This window comes from Serratia sp. NGAS9, from assembly GCF_009905295.1.
GTDB classification, from domain to species: domain Bacteria; phylum Pseudomonadota; class Gammaproteobacteria; order Enterobacterales; family Enterobacteriaceae; genus Serratia; species Serratia bockelmannii.
The window spans coordinates 2,512,220-2,528,917 of record NZ_CP047605.1 but is presented as its reverse complement, the minus strand read 5'-3'; the positions used below and the strand labels follow the sequence as shown (position 1 = coordinate 2,528,917).

The window sequence follows — 16,698 nt, the reverse complement described above, 5'->3', positions numbered from 1 at the left end:
CAGACACCATGTCAGAAACGCTTTCTTTACCGGATACTCAGGTCGAGTATCGGGATTATCCGCTGGTTGCGGCGCAACCGGGGATCTGGATCGCCGACCAAATCGCGCTGCGGCGCAACAGCTTCGCGGTGGCGCACTACACCGAACTGCACGGCGCTATCGATCGTTCGGCGCTGGAGCGCGCGATCCGTCAGGGGCTGGCCGAAGCGGATACGGTTCAGGCGCGGTTCTTTGAGGCGCAGGACGGCCAGCCAATGCAACGTTTACCGCTTAATGCGGACCCCGCACGCGTACAGGCGCCGGAGTGGTTTGATTTCAGCGCGCGCCCAGATGCCGAACAGGCGGCGCTGGCGCTGATGAATGACGATCTGGCGCAGGATCTGCCCGCGGACGGCGAGCGGCCGCTCTATCGGCATGTGATGATCCGTGTCGGCGCCGATCGCTGGTTCTGGTACCAGCGCTTTCATCATCTGACCCTGGACGGCTTCAGTTTCGAGGCCATCACCCGCCGGATCGCCGATATCTATCGCGCGCTGCGCCACGGGCTGTCGCCCGCGGCTTCGCCGTTTACCCCGTTCGGCAAGGTGGTGGAAGAGTTTCAGCAATGGCAAACGTCCGCCGCACGCCAGCGGGCGGCCGAATTCTGGCGCCAGCATCTGCACGAACTGCCGTCGCCGCTGTCATTATCGACGGAAAGCCGGGAGGTTGAACCGGGCGCCCGGCCGCTCAAACAGGTGCTGGTGCTGCCGGAGTCACTGTTTGACGAAGCGCTGCGCGACGACGCGCTGCAGGCGCTGCAACCGGCCGACATCGTCACGGCGGCGCTGGCCATGTATCTGGCGCGCATGAGCGGTGAAACCCGTTTTTCAGTCGGTTTTCCTTTCATGCGCCGGATGGGGTCGCAGGCACTGGCGGCGGTCGGCCCGGTGGTCAACGTGCTGCCGCTGCTGCTGAACGTGACGCCGGAACTGTCGCTGGCGGACGTCTGCCAGGCCACCGTGGCGGAGATCAAGCAGGCGCGCCGCCATCAACGCTATGAGGCGGAGCAGATCAAACGCGATCTCGGCCTGGTCGGCGGTCATCAGGAACTCTATGGCCCAGTGGTCAACGTCAAGGTCTACCACAGCGCCTTGTCGTTTGACGGCCAGGCGGCCGTTACCCATACGCTGGCGATGGGGCCGGTTGATGACCTGGAGTTTGAGATCGGCTTTCGCAACGGCGTGCTGACGCTGTCTTTGGTGGCCAACCCGGCCAAATACTCGCCGCGCAGCTTGCATCATCACGCGGAGCGCATCGGCCATTGGCTGCAGCAGCTGGCGCGGCAGCCGCACCAGCCGAACGGTCAACTGGCGTTGATCGGCGAAGGGGAGCTAAGGCAACTCGCGGCCTGGGGGCGCGGCGCCGATCTGACGCCGCCAACGGGCATGGTGTCAATCATGGATGCATTCCAGCGCCAGGTTGAGCACCAGCCCGAGGCGTTAGCGGTGGCCTGCGGCGATGTGCGTCTCAGCTACCGGCAGCTCTCCGAACGGGTGATGCAGCTGGGGCGCGTGCTGATCGACAGCGGCATCGGCGCCGAAGACGTGGTGGCCATCGGCATTCCGCGCTCGGTGGACACGCTGGTCGCGCTGTTCGGCGTTTTGGCCAGCGGCGCGGCCTATATGCCGCTCGATCTGGACTATCCGCGTGAACGTTTGGCGCTGATGTGCGACGACGCGCGGCCGGTAATGTTGCTGACCCACCGCGCCACGCTGACCAACATGCCGGACCTGCCACAAGTATTGTGCCTGGACGACGCAGCGTGCCTGGCGCGCTGCGCGGCTGCCGAGGCCACGCCGATAACGGACGACGAGCGGCGCATGCCGCTGAGCGAGGCGCATCTCGCCTACATGATTTACACCTCCGGCTCGACCGGCAAACCCAAGGGCGTCATGTCCACGCATCGCGGGCTGCTGAACCTGTTCCTGTCGCACCAGGCCTCTCTGTTCGGCCCGGCGATCGAAAAATTCCAGGCTCGCCACGCGCGCCGCTTGCGTGCCGGCCATACCGCCTCGTTTTCTTTCGACTCCTCCTGGGAACCGCTGTTCTGCATGATGATGGGCAGCGAACTGGTTATCTTCGACGAGGAGCTGCGCCGCGACCCCTGGGCGCTGCTGGAACAAACCCAACAGACGCCGATCGATCTGCTGGACATCACGCCGTCATTCTTCTCGCAACTGGTGGACTGCGGCCTGCTGAAGGGGCAGTTCCCGCTGCCGTCGTTCGTGATGATCGGCGGTGAGGCGGCGACGCCGACGCTGTGGAACCTGATGCAGCAGCATCCGGAGGTGGAGATCCACAACTATTACGGCCCGTCCGAATACACCGTCGATACCCTGGGCGCGCCGGTCACGGCCGCCGATCAGCCGGTGATCGGTCGCCCCCTCGCCAATACCGCCGTCTGGCTGCTCGACAGCCGGCTGCAGCCGGTGCCGATCGGCGCGGCGGGCGAGCTGTACATTTCCGGCAAAGGCATCGCGCGCGGTTACCTGCGGCGCCCGGATCTGACGGCGGCGCGCTTTGTCGCCAACCCGTTCGCCGAAGGCGAGGTGATGTACCGCAGCGGCGATCTGATGCGCTGGAGCGCGGAGGGTCAGCTGGTATTCATTGGCCGTACCGATCACCAAATCAAGGTGCGCGGCTTCCGCGTCGAGCTGGGTGAGGTGGAAAGCGCCTTGGCCGCCTTGCCGGACGTGGGGCGGGCGGTGGTGATCGCCGAGCCGATCGGCGCCACCTATCGTTTGATCGGTTACTGCTCGGTGCAGGATGACGCGCGTCGCGCTTCGCCAACGTTGCAAAGCGAGCTGCTGGGGCAATTGGCGCAGCGTCTGCCGGATTATATGGTGCCGGCGATCCTGGTGGTGATGCCGGAGCTGCCGCTTAACGTCAACGGCAAGATTGACCGTCAGGCGCTGCCCAAACCGCAGGAAACGCTGGCGCAAAGCATTCGCGAGCCGGCCACCGAACAGGAAAGGCTGATTTGCGGCGCCATGGCGCAGCTGCTGGGGATGGAGCGCGTCGGCGCCGACGACGATTTCTTCGCGCTTGGCGGCGACAGCATCTCGGCGATGGGGTTGGGCACCGCCCTGCGGCGCAAAGGCTATCTGCTGCGGCCGCGCGAGATCTTCGCGCTGCACACCCCCGCACGCATGGCGCAGGCGATGCAGCCGCTGGTCGTAGACTCTCAGGCTGCACGCAGCGTGCAGCAAGGCCCGATCGACGGGCTGCCGATCCTGCACTGGTTTGCCGAGACGGGCGATATGCATCGCCGCTTCGCGCACGGCGTTTTCCTGCGCGTACCTGCCGAGCTGCAGCCGCAACAGCTGCGTGATGCGTTGGAACAGCTGCGCACGGCACACCCGGCGCTGGGCGCGCGGATCCGCGACGGTCAGTTGGTGGTTGAAACTGCCGCCGCCGGTGAACTGATGCAGGTTAATACCGTGTCCGGTGAGCTGGAATTAGCGGCGGAACAGGCATTTGATGCCGCACTTGACCTTCTCGATCCGGCGGCCGGCGCCATGATGCAGGCCATCCTGTTGCAGCGTGACGGGCAGAGCCTGGGGCTGGTGCTGGCGATCCACCACCTGGTGGTCGACGGCGTTTCCTGGCGCATCCTGCTCGACGAACTGCGTCAAGTGGCCGACGGCGCCATGCAGGGGCAGCCGATCACGCTGCCGCCGGAAGAAACTTCGCTCTATGAGTGGTCTGCACGCCTACGAGCCGACGTCGAACGTCGCGAAGCCGAGCTGCCGTTCTGGCGGCAGATGCTGGCGGACGACGTGCCGCGTTTGGGCCGGCGCGCGCTGGATCCGCAGACCGATCGCCTCGCCTCGGTGAACGAACGGCGCACGCTGATCGACAGCCGGCTGACCGCCGCGTTGCTCGGCACCTTGCCGCAGAACTATCGCGCCCAGGTTGAAGAGATCATGCTGTGCGCGCTGGCTCAGGCCTGTCGCCAGCGTTTCCAGGCCGCTTCGCTGCGTTTCTCTCTGGAGTCGCACGGCCGCGCCGAACTGGACGACGGCCTCGATCTGGCCCGCACCGTCGGCTGGCTGACGGCGGAGTATCCGCTGCGCATCGAACTGCATGACGCTGAGCACAATGAGGCCGTGCGCGCGGTGAAACGGGCGACGCGTGCGGTAGCCGATCGCGGCATCGGTTACGGCCAGCTGCGTTATCTGCATCCGCGGCGTGACGAACTGGCGGCGCTGGCGCAGCGCAATGCGCCGGAGATTTTATTCAACTACCTCGGGCGCTTCAGCCAGGACGAGGGGAACTGGGCGCCGCAACGCAGCCAAACCCGCTTCCGCGACGCCTTCGCCGTGGCGCAGGATGCGCAGCAGGCGCTGTCGTATGGCCTGGAGGTGAATATTTTTGTCGAAGAGCGGCGCGACGGCGCCTGCCTGGCGATCAACTGGAGCTGGCTGGAGGGGATTTTCAGCGAGAGCGACATTACGCAGCTGCACAGCGACATCGAGCAAGCGGTGCGTGCACTGTGCGAATTTGCCGAACGGCATCCCGATCGCGCGGCGGCAACGTTGGTGGCGGCCGAGATCGCCCAGCCGGGCGCCGACGATGAGGCGGTGCGCGCCTGGGAGCGGGAGTGCGGACCGTTAGCCGCGGCGCTGCCGCTGTTGCCGTTGCAACACGGCCTGCTGTTCCATGCGCAGACGGCGCAGCAGGGCGGCAGCTATAACTCGCTGACGCGCCTGAGCCTTTGCGGAGAATTGGACGCACATCGCCTTCAGCAGGCGCTGGATGCGGTGATCCGCCGCCATCCGCAGCTGGCCGCCCGATTCAACCGCGAGGGCGAACCGCTGCAGCTGATACCGCAGGAAAGCCATTGGCCGCTGGACAGCCACAGGCTGCCGCCGCTGTCCGAAGAGCAAGAAATGCAGGCGCTGAATGAGCTGGAGCAGAAAGAGCTGCAGCGCGATCTGTTCAACCAGCCGGGCGCGATGCTGCATGCGCTGTGGGTCAAACACGGCGATAGCGGACGCCACACGCTGTTCCTCAATGCCCATCACTTGATCGTCGACGGCTGGTCGACGCCGGTGGTGCTCAACGATCTGATGCTGGCCTTGCGTGAAGGCGAGCAGGCGCTGCCGACGCTGCGTTCGAACTACGCCGATATCGTGCGCCGCCTGACCGCGCGGGATGCTGAAGCTTCGCGCCGCATCTGGCGTGAGAGGCTGCAGGATGTGCGCCCAACGTTGCTGTTCGGTGAAGTGCAGGACGATCGCGTGCATGAGCTGGAAATGACGCTGCCGCCGGCCGAGGAAAGACGCTTGCTGACCCTGTGCCGCGAACGCGGGTTGACGCTCAATACCGTGATGCAGGGCATTTGGGCGCTGCAGCTGGCCAGCTATTGCGGCCATCAGGACGTGGTGTTCGGCTCGCCGGTTTCCGGCCGCTTTGGCCAGATAGAAGGGGTCGAGGAACACGTTGGCCTATTCAGCAACACGCTGCCGGTGCGGGTTCGTCTGCAGCATGACCGTTCGTTGACGGAACAGCTGACCGAACTGCAGCACCGGCAGATTGAACTGCTGGAGCACGACGATTTGGGGTTGGGGGAGATCCAGCATCTGGCCGGCGCGGGCACGCTGTTCGATACGTTGTTGGTGGTAGAGAACTACCCGGACAACGACGCTCTGCTGGGCGGCGCAGGTTCCTTGCGCTGCGACGCCATCCGCAACAAAGGCTATACCCACTATCCGCTGACGCTGTTGGTGCTGCCGGGCGAACGTCTGCGCCTGCTGATGGAGTACCGCGCCTCGGTGCCGCAGCCTGAGCGCTTCGCCGCGCGGCTGATGGCACTGCTGCAACAGTGGATCGCCCAGCCGGATCTGCCGCTGCCGCGCTGGCAGTTGCAAATCCCGCAGGAGCAGGCGCTGATCGCGGCGGTCAACTGCACCGGACAGGCGGTGGCGGACACCACCTTGCATCAGGCGATCGCCGATCAAGCGCGGCGCACGCCGGAACGCATCGCGCTGCAGGATGCCGGGCACAGCCTCAGCTACCGTGACATGCAGCGCCAGGCCGCGCTGTTGGCCGAGCGGCTGACGGCGGCCGGCATTCAGCCGGGCGATATTGTCGCGGTGGCGTTACCACGCTCCGTGCGCCTCAGCCTGGCGCTGACGGCGATTGTGCAGACCGGCGCCGCCTGGTTGCCGCTGGACACCGGCTACCCGGACGAGCGGTTGGCCTACATGGTGGAGGACGCCAAACCACGGTTGATTATCACCGAAAGCGCGTTGGACGCCCGCTTTGCCGCACTGGCGCCGACGCTGCGGTTCGATGTGCTGGACGACAGCGGGCGCGAACCGGCGCCGCGCCCACCGGCGGGGAACGGCGATTATCCCGCCTACGTGCTGTATACCTCCGGCTCTACCGGGCGGCCGAAAGGCGTGGTGGTGAACCACCGGGCGATCGTCAACCGCCTGTTCTGGATGCAGCACGAGTATGCGCTCGATGCGCAGGACGTGGTCTTGCAGAAAACGCCGTGCAGCTTCGACGTTTCCGTCTGGGAGTTCTTCTGGCCGCTGATGGTCGGCGCGCGCCTGGTGATGGCGCCGCCGGAGGCGCACCGCGATCCGCAGGCGCTGACGACGTTGATTGACGACTATGGCGTGACCACGCTGCATTTCGTTCCATCCATGTTGGCTATCTGGGTGGAGGCCTTGAACGAGCGGGCGCCACAGCGCGCCGCCGCCAGCCTGAAACGCGTGTTCTGCAGCGGCGAAGCGCTGTCGTGTGAACTGGCTTCCCGCTATCAGGCGTTGGTTACCGCACCGCTGCACAACCTGTATGGCCCGACGGAGGCGGCGGTCGATGTCACCTATCAACCGGCGTCCGGCGCGGCATTGGCGGCGGTGAACGGCGCCGGCGTGCCGATCGGCAAACCGGTCTGGAACACCCAACTGAGCATTCTCGACGCCATGTTGCGGCCGGTGCCCGTCGGCTGCGCCGGCGATCTCTACCTGCGCGGCATTCAGCTGGCCGACGGCTATCTGCATCGGCCGGGATTGACGGCGCAGCGGTTTGTCGCCGATCCCGCCGGCAACGGCGCGCGCATGTATCGCACCGGCGATATCGCCCGCTGGCTGGAAGACGGCAGCGTCGAGTATTTGGGGCGCAGCGACGATCAGCTGAAGATCCGTGGCCAGCGTATCGAGCTGGGCGAAATCGAGCAGGCGCTGCTGGCACAGCCGGGGGTAGCGCAAGCGGCGGTGCACGCCATCGAACTGGGCGAGGGCGCGACGGGGCTGGGCGGGGCCGATATGCGCCAGCTGGTTGCCTGGCTGATCGCCCAACCGGGCGTGACGCTGGATACCGGCGCGCTGCATCAGGCGCTGGAGCAACGTTTGCCGGCGCACATGATGCCGGTCAGCTATGTCATGACCGACAGCTTCCCGCTCAGTGCCAGCGGCAAACTGGATCGCAAGGCATTGCCACGGCCGCAGCTGAGCCACCAGAGCGGCCGCACGCCGGAGAGCGACAGCGAGCGCCTGCTGGCAGCGCTGTTCGGGGAACTGCTGGGGCGTGAGACGGTGTATGCCGACGACGACTTCTTCGCGCTGGGCGGCCATTCGCTGCTGGCGATGCGTCTGGCGGCGGAGCTGCGTCGGCGCGTCCCTCGGCCACTGAGCGTCGGGCAAATCATGTTTGCCCGTAGCCTAGAGAAGATGGCGCACCTGCTCGATGACGCGCAGGCCGCCAACTCGGCCGAGAGCCGTGGCGTCGGCGAGTGCCTGCAGCTGCGGGCGGGTCAAGGCCCCGCGCTGTTCTGTCTGCATCCGGCTTCCGGTTTCGCCTGGCAGTACTCGGGGCTGAGCCGTTATCTGCCGGGGAACTACCCGATCATCGGCCTACAGTCGCCAAGGCCGGATGGCGCTATCGCCACCTGCGAGGACATTGAGCAGATGGTCGATCGTCATCTGGCCAATCTGCGCCGCCTGCAGCCGCAGGGACCTTATTACCTGCTGGGCTATTCGCTCGGCGGCACGCTGGCACACTCGATGGCCGCGCGCCTGAAGCAGCAGGGTGAAGAGGTGGCGTTCCTCGGCATGCTGGATACCTATCCGCCGGAAGGCCAGGATTGGACCGGCCCCAGCGAGGAGGACGCGCAGAAAGAGGTGGCGCAGGAGCAGGCCGAGTTTATGGCGGAAGATCATGGCGATCCGGCGCTGATGGCGGAGAAGGCGGCGATGTTCGACAGCATCGTCGCCAACTACCGCGATGCGGTGCGCATTCTGTCCCAGGCGCGCAGCCAGCGTTTCCACGGCACGGCAACGCTGTTTGTCGCCGACCAGACGCTGCCGCCGGAGATGGATATCGACGCCGTGTGGGCGCCGTATCTGGATGGGCTGATCTGCCATCACCAGCGCTGCGAACACGCGGACATTCTGTCGCCGGTTTCGCTGGAAACGCTCGGCCCGCTATTGCACGAGCTGCTGACGCGGCAATACGGGTTGGTATAACGCAACCGGGCCGGGGGACGTGCGTCCCGGCCCGTACAAAAACATTATGCAGGACACTATGGCCAGACCTTCTTTTTTTCTTGATTTCAGTTTGCTGAGAAGCAATGCGCATTTCCGCGCGATTTTCTGCGCCCGCATGCTGTCGGTGTTTTCCCTCGGCATGTTGGCGGTAGGGGTGCCGATTCAGATCCAGGCGATGACTGGCTCCACCTTGCAGGTGGGCGTGGCGGTGGCGCTGGACGGGGTGGGCATGTTTATCGGCCTGATGCTGGGCGGGGTGCTTGCCGATCGCTACGATCGCCGCAAGCTGATCCTGTTTGCGCGCGGCACCTGCGGGCTGGGCTTTGTCGCCCTGAGCCTGAACGCCTTCGCCCCGGCACCGTCGCTGTGGGCGCTCTACCTGCTGGCGGCCTGGGACGGCTTCTTCGGCGCGCTGGGTATGACGGCGCTGATGGCCGTGATCCCGCTGCTGGTCGGGCGTGAAAACCTGGCGGCGGCAGGTGCCTTGAGCATGGTGACGGTGCGCATCGGCGCGATCCTCGCACCGGCGCTGGGCGGGATTATCATCGTGTTCGGGGGTGTCGGTCTCGCCTTCGCCGTCGCGGCGGCAGGGACGCTGGGCACCCTGGTCCCGCTGGTGCGCTTGCCGACGCTGCTGCCGCAGCAGCAGGAGCCGGAACACCCGCTGCGCGCGCTCGCCAGCGGCTTCCAGTTTGTCTGGCGCAATAAGGTGGTCGGCTCGGTGGTGCTGCTGGGGATGCTGATGAGCATCGTCGGCGCCGTCAGGGTGCTGTTCCCGGCGCTGGCGCAGGACGCTTACCACGTTGGCGCGTCCTCTATCGGCCTGATGTACTCCGCGGTGCCGCTCGGTGCGATGCTGGGCGCGCTGACCAGCGGCTGGGTGGGGCGATACGCTCGCCCTGGCGTGCTGATCCTGATCGCCGCTATCGTCGCGTTCACCGCCATCGCGTCACTGGGGCTGTTCAGCCACCTGGCGCCGGCGCTGCTGGCGCTGGTGTGCTACGGCTACGCCAACGCTATCGCCTCACTTCTGCAGTTCATGCTGATCCAGAGCAATACGCCGGATCATTTGCTGGGACGGGTGAACAGCCTGGGCACCGCGCAGGATGTGACCGGCGATTCGATCGGCGCGCTGGGGCTCGGCGTACTGGGCAGGGTGTTCACCCCGTTGATGAGCGTGCTGTCGTTTGGTGCATTCGCCGCCTTGTTGGGCGTGCTGGTGGCTTTCAGCGTGCGCACGCTGCGCCAGTGCCGGCCGGCGGACGCGTTGGTTGAGCACGACGATCCCGCTCCGGCAACCTCAGCGGCGGCGGACAACTAACCCCTCAGGGCACCGGCTGTTCCGGCCGGTGCTGTTCCCCCCAGTTACACATCATGTCGATCACCGGGATCAGCGAACGCCCGCGTTCGGACAGGCTGTACTCCACCTTGGGCGGGATCTGCGGATACTCCTTTCTCACCACCAGGCGATCTTTTTCCAGCTCTTTCAGCGTCGAACTCAGCGTTTTGTACGAAATGGTGCCGATGCAGCGCTGTAGCTCGTTGAACCGCAATACTGGCTTATACAGCGCCAGCCAGTAGAGAATAATCATTTTATATTTGCCGTTGATCACCGACAGGGTGTAGCCATAGCCGGTGTCTTCGAGACTGATGCCCGTTGGGCTGCAGTGAGATTCGGCGGTCATTTTATACTTTCTCCAAGGTAAGTATGTGTCGTGAGTGTGCGTATTTTACATTCTGTCAGCATACCCTAAGATGCGTCGAAACACCTGACTGGAGAAATCAGTATGAAAACCTTGGTGATCGTGGCCCATCCCGATATGGCGAACTCGGTGGTTAACAAACGTTGGCTGGAGGAACTGCGTCGCTATCCGGAGCGGTATACCGTGCACGAACTGCATCAGGCCTATCCGGACTGGCAGATCGACGTCGCCAAAGAACAGCAGTTGATTGAAGCGCATGACAACATCGTGCTGCAGTTCCCGATTTACTGGTTCAGCAGCCCGCCGCTGCTGAAAAAATGGCTGGACGACGTGCTCACTTACGGCTGGGCCTACGGTTCCCGCAGCGGCTATAAGATGCAGAACAAGAAACTGGCGCTGGCGGTCACGGCGGGCGTGCGCGCAGAAGATTACGCGCGTGAAGGGCGTTATCGCTACTCGCTGGAGGAGATCTTCCGGCCGTTTGAAGTGACCGCCGATTACGTGCGGGCTGATTATGCCTCGTTCTTTGCCTTTTACGGCAAGGAAGCCGCTTCGGACGGGACGGTGGAACCGCTGCAATCCCACGAATTGGATAGCAGCGCGCAAGGCTATCAGGCATTTCTCGCCGCCCTGAGTTAACGACACTCCCAGGATGCGCCTGATAGTGCTGTTGCGAATGTCCGGGGAGGAATATGATTGCCGTATCCTTTGACTCGCCGGTGATAACCCCCATGCCTTTAGCCGAAACGTTTATTGCTTTTCTTGTTGCACTCACCCTTCTGGAACTCTCTCCCGGACCGGACATGATGCTCACGCTGGCCCGGGGTATCGGCCAAGGCCGTCGCATCGCGCTGCTCAATGTTTTCGGCATGGTTTTTGTCGCCGGTATGGTGCAGGTTTCCATGCTGGTGCTCGGCCTCGCCACGCTGCTGCATAGTTATCCGCTGGCGTTGGACGTATTGCGTTGGGTTGGGGCCGCCTATCTGGTCTGGCTGGGGATAAAAATGCTGAAGGTAAGCCGGCAGCGTTCCGATGCCGTGCTGAAACCCCGGATGATGACCGGGTGGCAGGCGGTGAAAGAAGGGGCAATTAACAGCCTGACCAACCCTAAGTCGCTGCTGTTCATGTTTTCTTTCCTCCCGCAGTTTGTTAACCCTGAAACCGGGCCGGTTTGGCTGCAATTGCTCGTTTTAGGTTCCATTCAGAAGCTGGCCGGGATCCTTTCGCTGGGCTCTGTCGCTATGGCCTCCGGCACCGTGGGGCAATGGCTCGCCCGCAATCCTCGGTTGTTGGTGTGGCAGCAGAGATTTACGGGCTTGGTCATGATGGGATTGGGCGCCAAACTCCTCCTCGGGGGCGGCGCTGCGTCAGCGCCGCGATAAGAGGAGCGGTTCGCGCTATTTCAGGTGAATGCTAAAACCGTCTTGCCCCGGCGCGAGATGTGCTTTCAGCGTCAGCTGCGGGATCAGGTAGTCACCGGCGTTCTGCCGCCGAAACGGAATCGGCTCAGTGTGCCACAGATTATCGAGCCGCTGTCCGAGCTGTTCACACAGGGCGGCGAAGCGCGTCTCGTCGGTCTTTCCGGCACGATAGGTGACAAACGGCGGTAACACCTCGAATCCCGGGTAATGCAGTATGCCGTGCTGGATCGGAAACAGGATATCGTCGATCGGCCCGTTGACACCGCGCGGGGCGTAATGGGATTCCCACCCGCCGGCGCTGACGATCAGCATCGCCCGTTTGCCCGCCAACATACCCTCGCCGTAACGGTCGCCCCAATGCGTATCGGAATGCTCACCGACGCCATAGGCAAAACCATAGGCATAGACACGCTCGAACCAGCCTTTCAGAATCGCCGGCATCGAGAACCACCACAGCGGAAACTGTAGCAGCACCGCGTCCGCCCAGCGCAATTTTTGCTGCTCCCGTTCGATATCGGCGCTCTGCACGCCGTTGGCAAACGCGCGCTGGGAATCCAACGAAGGATCGAAACGGGGCCCTGATGCACCTTCCAGGCTGTCGTTGGCGTCAAGTGCCGCTTTCCACTTCATGGCGTACAGATCGGACACCTGTACCTGATGACCGGCCTGCGTCAGGCGCTCAACGGCGAAGTTTTTCAGTGAGCCGGTCAGCGACTGCGGCTCCGGGTGGGCGTAAACAATCAGCACATTCATAGCAACTCTCCTTGGTGTGAGAGCTGCAGGTTAGGGCGTCACAAGGTATATTAGAAATGAATTACCGTTATCCCAGGTATAACCATGAATAATTTAAGGCGGCTGGATCTCAATCTGCTGGTGACGCTCGACGCGCTGCTGGCGGAGCACAACGTTACGCGCGCGGCGCAGCGGCTCAATTTCTCTCAGCCGGCGGTCAGCGTGCATCTCGCCAAACTGCGGGCGATCTTTGACGATCCGCTGCTGTTGCCCGGCCCGCGCGGCATGCGTCCTACCGCCAGAGCGGAGCAGCTGCGGGAACCGCTGCGCCAGGCGCTGGCGGCGCTTGAGTTGGCGGTAACGCCGGCGACGCCGTTCGATCCCGCCGTGGCGACCGATACCTGGCGTGTGGCCGCCTTCGACTACGGCGAATCCACCATCGTCCTGCCGGCGCTGAACGGTTTGCGCACGGCGGCGCCCGGCACCCGGCTGGCGGTGCTGGAAACCGCGCCGTCACGCATCGCCAAACTGGCGGAACAGGGAGAGATCGATCTGGCGTTTCACACCCGTGAAGGGGCGCCGCCCGGTTTGCGTCAGCGCACGCTGTTCAGTGAACGCTATGTGCTGGTGGGCAGAGTCGGCCATCCTAAACTGCATGAAAACCTGACGCTGGCGCAATTTTGCGAATTGGAGCAGGTGATGGTTTCGCCGGACGGCGGCGGTTTCTACGGCATCACCGACCAAGCGCTGGCGGACGTGGGGCTGACGCGGCGCGTGGTGCTTTCCGTGCCGCATTTTCTCTTCGTGATCTCGGTGCTGACGCAGTCCGATTTGGTGGCGATGCTGCCGGAGCGGCTGGTGCGCAACCAGCCTTTATTGCAACAACTCAAGCCGCCGCTGGCGGTGCCGGGGTTTGAAATGACCATGCTGTGGCACGAACGATCGCATCGGGATCCCGCGCACCGGTGGCTGCGCGAACATATCGTGCGGTCAGTGTAAGCGGGTTAAACTGCGCGGGAAATCACATGAACAGGAAGCGGTCGGCCAGCGGAACGCCACGCTCGAGGCGCGGTGGCAACGCGTCGTCGCGATCGTCTGGCTGAGTAGCCTGTGGCGCGACATCGTCGGCTTTTTCGATCATCAGCTCGCCGAGCAGGGCCAGAAAACGAGTGAGCTTTTGCATATTCCCTCCGGATCGTTGATTACGTTGAGGGTGATAGTAATCGCCGCTAAACCGAATGGGAAAAACTTAAAACTCATATCCTAAGAACCGGATCGCATATCGCATGACCGGGCGACGGTTGCCCATCGCCCGGTGGATGGCTTAGAAGGTGACGTTAACCTTGGCCCACAGGGTGCGGCCCGGTTCATTCACCGCGCTGTTGGCCGAATAGCCGAAGGCGCTGTTGCCCGCCAGGTTGAGGTGCTCGCTGTAGGTCTTGTTCAGGATATTATCCAGACCGGCGCTCAGCTTGACGTTTTTATTCACCTTGTAGGCGGCGTTGGCGGAGAGCACGCCGAAGCCGGCGCTTTCGGCAAAGTCTTTGCCCACCACGTTGCCTTCGTTGATCGCCACGCGGTTTTGGCTGCTGACCAAACGCCACAGCCCGGTGCCGCTCCAGTCGCCGTACTCATAGGTGAGCCCCAGACGTGCCTCCAACGGCGGGATCTGCGGCAGCGGGCGGCCGTCGCTGGTGTTTTTACCCCAGGAGTAGGCCAGGCTGGCGTCGGTTTTCCAGTGCTCGCTCAGTTGGTAACCCATGCCCATTTCGCCGCCCATGATGTCGGCGTTGACGTTATCGGCCTGGCTGAGACGCGCATTGTGCGGATCGTATTTGAACAGGATGAAATCATCGACGCGGCCCACATAAGCGGAGACCCAGCCGTTGAAGCGCTTGCCGTTGTATTGTGCGCCGATGTCGAGCTGCGTGGTTTTCTCGCTCTTGACGCTGGAGAACGGATCTTTGCTGCCGTTCGGGCCGAGCTTCGGCGAGAATAACTCCCAGTAATCCGGGAAGCGCTCGGTATAACCGACGCCGGCATACAACATCAGCGGCAGGTCGGCCAGCGTATGCTCAAGACGCATAAAGCCGCTAGGCAGGGTGTCTGAACGCTCCCCATCGCTACCGCTGCGGAAATTCTCCACCAGGGTGCGATCAAGACGCGCGCCACCGATCAGTTTATCCTGCTCGCTGGTGGACCAGGTCAGCTCACTGAAGGCGCCGTAGCTGTTGAACTGGGCGTCTTTTTCCCAGCTGCCGCGGCTCATGCTGCGGTGGGTGTTGGTCTGCGTGTCCAGGCCGCTTTCAAGCTTCACGTCCTGCCACTGCCAGGTGCCCATCACGCGGCCGCCGACGGTGCGGCGATCGAGCTGCATCGTCATGCCGGAAGACATCATGTGCCCGCCGTGGCCCCCCATGCTCATACCGCCATGGCCGCCGTGCCCCCCCATGCCACCGCTGCCCGGCGAGCGCAGGGTGACGTTGTCCATCACGTGGTTGGCGTAGTTGTAGTAGACCTGCGCTTCCAGCTTATCCAGCACCTCGCCGATGTTGGATTTTTCCACCCGCATGCCCAGGCTTTCGCGCTTGAACTGCGAACCGTCCATGCTGCGGCCGGCATAGCGCGCTTCGCCGTTGCCGCGGCCCATGGTCACTTCCAGCAGCGTATCGTTGTCCGGCGTCCAGCCGAGCGCCAGATCGCCGTTCCACTTGTCCCAGCGCGACGGCACACGCGTATTGGTGCCGTCCTGATAATCGTTGGAACGAGATTTGTTGGCCATCACCCGCAAGTAACCTTGCTCGGCGCCGAGGCTGGCGTCGATATTCTCGTCCCAGCGGCCGTTGGAGCCGGTCAGTACGCTGGCGTTGCCCTTGATACCCGGCTCGTCGAAGCGCGGACGTTCACGTTCGAAACGCACGGTGCCCGCCGACGATCCCGGCCCCCACAGCACCGTCTGCGGCCCTTTGGTGATGGTCAGCAGATCGAAGCTTTCCGGCGAGATGTAAGAGGTGGGCGCATCCATTCTCGATGGGCAGGCGCCCAGCATTTCCGAACCGTCGGTGAGGATCTTCAACCGCGAACCGAACATGCCGCGGAACACCGGATCGCCGTTGGTGCCGCCGTTGCGGATCTGAGAAAAGCCGGGAATGGTTTTCAGGTAGTCCGAGCCATCGCTGGCCGGCACCGGCTGGCGCGGAGTTTTCGGTGACGTCACGATGGTCAGCGGAGAGTAGAGCGGTGCGGTAACGGTGATCACGTCGCCATCATTAACCTGGGCGCCGGTAGGGGGTTGATGCGCCTGCGCCGCGTGGCCAGCCAGCAGGAACAACGGCATGGCGGTGGTAATGGCGCGGGTGACGGCGTTCTTTTTATAAGTCGGTTTAAACATCATCTTTCCTTAAGCTAACTCTATTCCGTTCTTGGCCGAGGGATTATTCAGGCGTAGGGCGGCCTGGCGAAAATCACCATCGGTAAATACGGGAGGTTAATTCCATCGACGTGGAAATAACCGGACTAATAATGTCGTCTCGATGATTAACCGTTGGGCGAGTTAATTCCGCCGGGTTGAAGCAATCAACGGCAATACAGAGAACGGCAATGGGTTTGCGGTTAAATCAGAGGAAAGAGACGGGGGGCGCGCGCGGCTGTAATTCGGTGTGAACGACGTGGGCAAACAGGGGAACGAGGTAATGGATCGGCGGCGGGCGTGAAGCCAGCGACTGGGACCAGAACAGCGGGGCGTGGCTCACGTCCAGCAGCGGCGCGTGCAGCAACAGCACGCAGTAGCCGCAGGCGCTGTCGTCCATCATCATCGCCATGTTGTGGTGGCCGCCGCCGTGCTGCATCAGCGCCTGCGAGGCTTTTTCAGGTTCAGACGGCGGCGAGTGCATCCCGTGATGCATCGGCATATCCATGCCGCAATCCGCCATGGCGGTCGTTCCAGCACTTCCGGCGCGTACATGCTCCAGGGATCGCGAGACCACCGGCGCAATGAACAGCATCAGAATGGCAAACATCCCTAACCAGGCGGCGGCCCGATTTCGCGATGCAGAGGGCTGAATTAACGACACAATCAACCTAAAAAAAGGGTTAACACAGGGTAGGGAATTGTACTGGTTTATGTCGAAATGTTAAAACCTTTTATTTCTGGTCAACGCTCTGTTGATGAATATATTATCGGATAAGCGCTTTAATTCTGACCAAAGGCTATTTTTTTTGCGCCAATGACATGACGGGGGCAATATTAATGACGGAAAAACTGGCGAGCACGATTATTCCGCTTTATGACGATCTGGCTGG

General features: G+C 63.1%; 10 protein-coding genes. 5 read left to right on the top strand and 5 right to left on the bottom strand.

What is annotated here, in order from left to right:
• The first annotated feature begins 8 nt into the window (after positions 1-8).
• Positions 9-8,519, top strand: coding sequence for an amino acid adenylation domain-containing protein (locus GUC32_RS12165; RefSeq protein ID WP_369435761.1), 8,511 nt, complete (start codon positions 9-11; stop codon positions 8,517-8,519).
• 58 nt (positions 8,520-8,577) lie between these two features.
• Positions 8,578-9,861, top strand: a complete 1,284-nt coding sequence (gene entS / locus GUC32_RS12160; protein WP_025302869.1) for an enterobactin transporter EntS — start codon at positions 8,578-8,580, stop codon at positions 9,859-9,861.
• Positions 9,862-9,865: 4 nt separating this feature from the next.
• Here entS and GUC32_RS12155 read toward each other — a convergent pair whose 3' ends face one another.
• The gene (locus GUC32_RS12155; protein ID WP_025302868.1) at positions 9,866-10,225 is read right to left on the bottom strand and encodes a helix-turn-helix domain-containing protein; all 360 of its coding nucleotides are present in this window, start codon (positions 10,223-10,225) and stop codon (positions 9,866-9,868) included.
• Between the two features lie 102 nt (positions 10,226-10,327).
• On the opposite strand from GUC32_RS12155, the gene GUC32_RS12150 reads away from it, so the two are divergent.
• Positions 10,328-10,882 (top strand): NAD(P)H-dependent oxidoreductase, encoded by a 555-nt coding sequence (locus GUC32_RS12150; RefSeq protein ID WP_043137298.1) that lies wholly within the window; start codon positions 10,328-10,330, stop codon positions 10,880-10,882.
• Positions 10,883-10,974: 92 nt separating this feature from the next.
• The gene (locus tag GUC32_RS12145; protein ID WP_369435777.1) at positions 10,975-11,625 is read left to right on the top strand and encodes a LysE family translocator; all 651 of its coding nucleotides are present in this window, start codon (positions 10,975-10,977) and stop codon (positions 11,623-11,625) included.
• A gap of 15 nt (positions 11,626-11,640) precedes the next feature.
• Here the strand turns inward: GUC32_RS12145 and GUC32_RS12140 are convergent, their stop codons facing one another.
• Positions 11,641-12,417 (bottom strand): NAD(P)H-dependent oxidoreductase, encoded by a 777-nt coding sequence (locus GUC32_RS12140; protein ID WP_025302865.1) that lies wholly within the window; start codon positions 12,415-12,417, stop codon positions 11,641-11,643.
• 84 nt (positions 12,418-12,501) lie between these two features.
• Between GUC32_RS12140 and GUC32_RS12135 the strand changes: the two genes are divergently transcribed.
• A complete protein-coding gene (locus GUC32_RS12135) occupies positions 12,502-13,395 on the top strand; it encodes a LysR family transcriptional regulator (protein ID WP_369435760.1) in 894 nt (297 codons plus the stop codon).
• A 22-nt stretch (positions 13,396-13,417) separates the two neighbouring features.
• Here GUC32_RS12135 and GUC32_RS12130 read toward each other — a convergent pair whose 3' ends face one another.
• The 3 genes from GUC32_RS12130 to GUC32_RS12120 all read right to left on the bottom strand — a co-directional run bounded on the left by GUC32_RS12130 (position 13,418) and on the right by GUC32_RS12120 (position 16,400).
• Entirely contained in the window at positions 13,418-13,579 is a 162-nt protein-coding gene (locus GUC32_RS12130; protein ID WP_162837924.1) for a hypothetical protein, read from the bottom strand.
• 141 nt (positions 13,580-13,720) lie between these two features.
• On the bottom strand, positions 13,721-15,733 hold the full coding sequence (locus tag GUC32_RS12125) for a TonB-dependent copper receptor (protein ID WP_343228789.1): 2,013 nt from the start codon (positions 15,731-15,733) through the stop codon (positions 13,721-13,723).
• A gap of 280 nt (positions 15,734-16,013) precedes the next feature.
• Positions 16,014-16,400 (bottom strand): DUF2946 domain-containing protein, encoded by a 387-nt coding sequence (locus GUC32_RS12120; protein ID WP_230203382.1) that lies wholly within the window; start codon positions 16,398-16,400, stop codon positions 16,014-16,016.
• Positions 16,401-16,698 lie beyond the last annotated feature (298 nt).

Bases quoted from the DNA above. Each gene is read 5' to 3' on its own strand.
- GUC32_RS12165 (WP_369435761.1), top strand. From the start codon at position 9: ATGTCAGAAACGCTTTCTTTACCGGATACTCAGGTCGAGTATCGGGAT.
- entS (WP_025302869.1), top strand. From the start codon at position 8,578: ATGGCCAGACCTTCTTTTTTTCTTGATTTCAGTTTGCTGAGAAGCAAT.
- GUC32_RS12155 (WP_025302868.1), bottom strand. From the start codon at position 10,225: ATGACCGCCGAATCTCACTGCAGCCCAACGGGCATCAGTCTCGAAGAC.
- GUC32_RS12150 (WP_043137298.1), top strand. From the start codon at position 10,328: ATGAAAACCTTGGTGATCGTGGCCCATCCCGATATGGCGAACTCGGTG.
- GUC32_RS12145 (WP_369435777.1), top strand. From the start codon at position 10,975: ATGCCTTTAGCCGAAACGTTTATTGCTTTTCTTGTTGCACTCACCCTT.
- GUC32_RS12140 (WP_025302865.1), bottom strand. From the start codon at position 12,417: ATGAATGTGCTGATTGTTTACGCCCACCCGGAGCCGCAGTCGCTGACC.
- GUC32_RS12135 (WP_369435760.1), top strand. From the start codon at position 12,502: ATGAATAATTTAAGGCGGCTGGATCTCAATCTGCTGGTGACGCTCGAC.
- GUC32_RS12130 (WP_162837924.1), bottom strand. From the start codon at position 13,579: ATGCAAAAGCTCACTCGTTTTCTGGCCCTGCTCGGCGAGCTGATGATC.
- GUC32_RS12125 (WP_343228789.1), bottom strand. From the start codon at position 15,733: ATGCCGTTGTTCCTGCTGGCTGGCCACGCGGCGCAGGCGCATCAACCC.
- GUC32_RS12120 (WP_230203382.1), bottom strand. From the start codon at position 16,400: ATGCTGTTCATTGCGCCGGTGGTCTCGCGATCCCTGGAGCATGTACGC.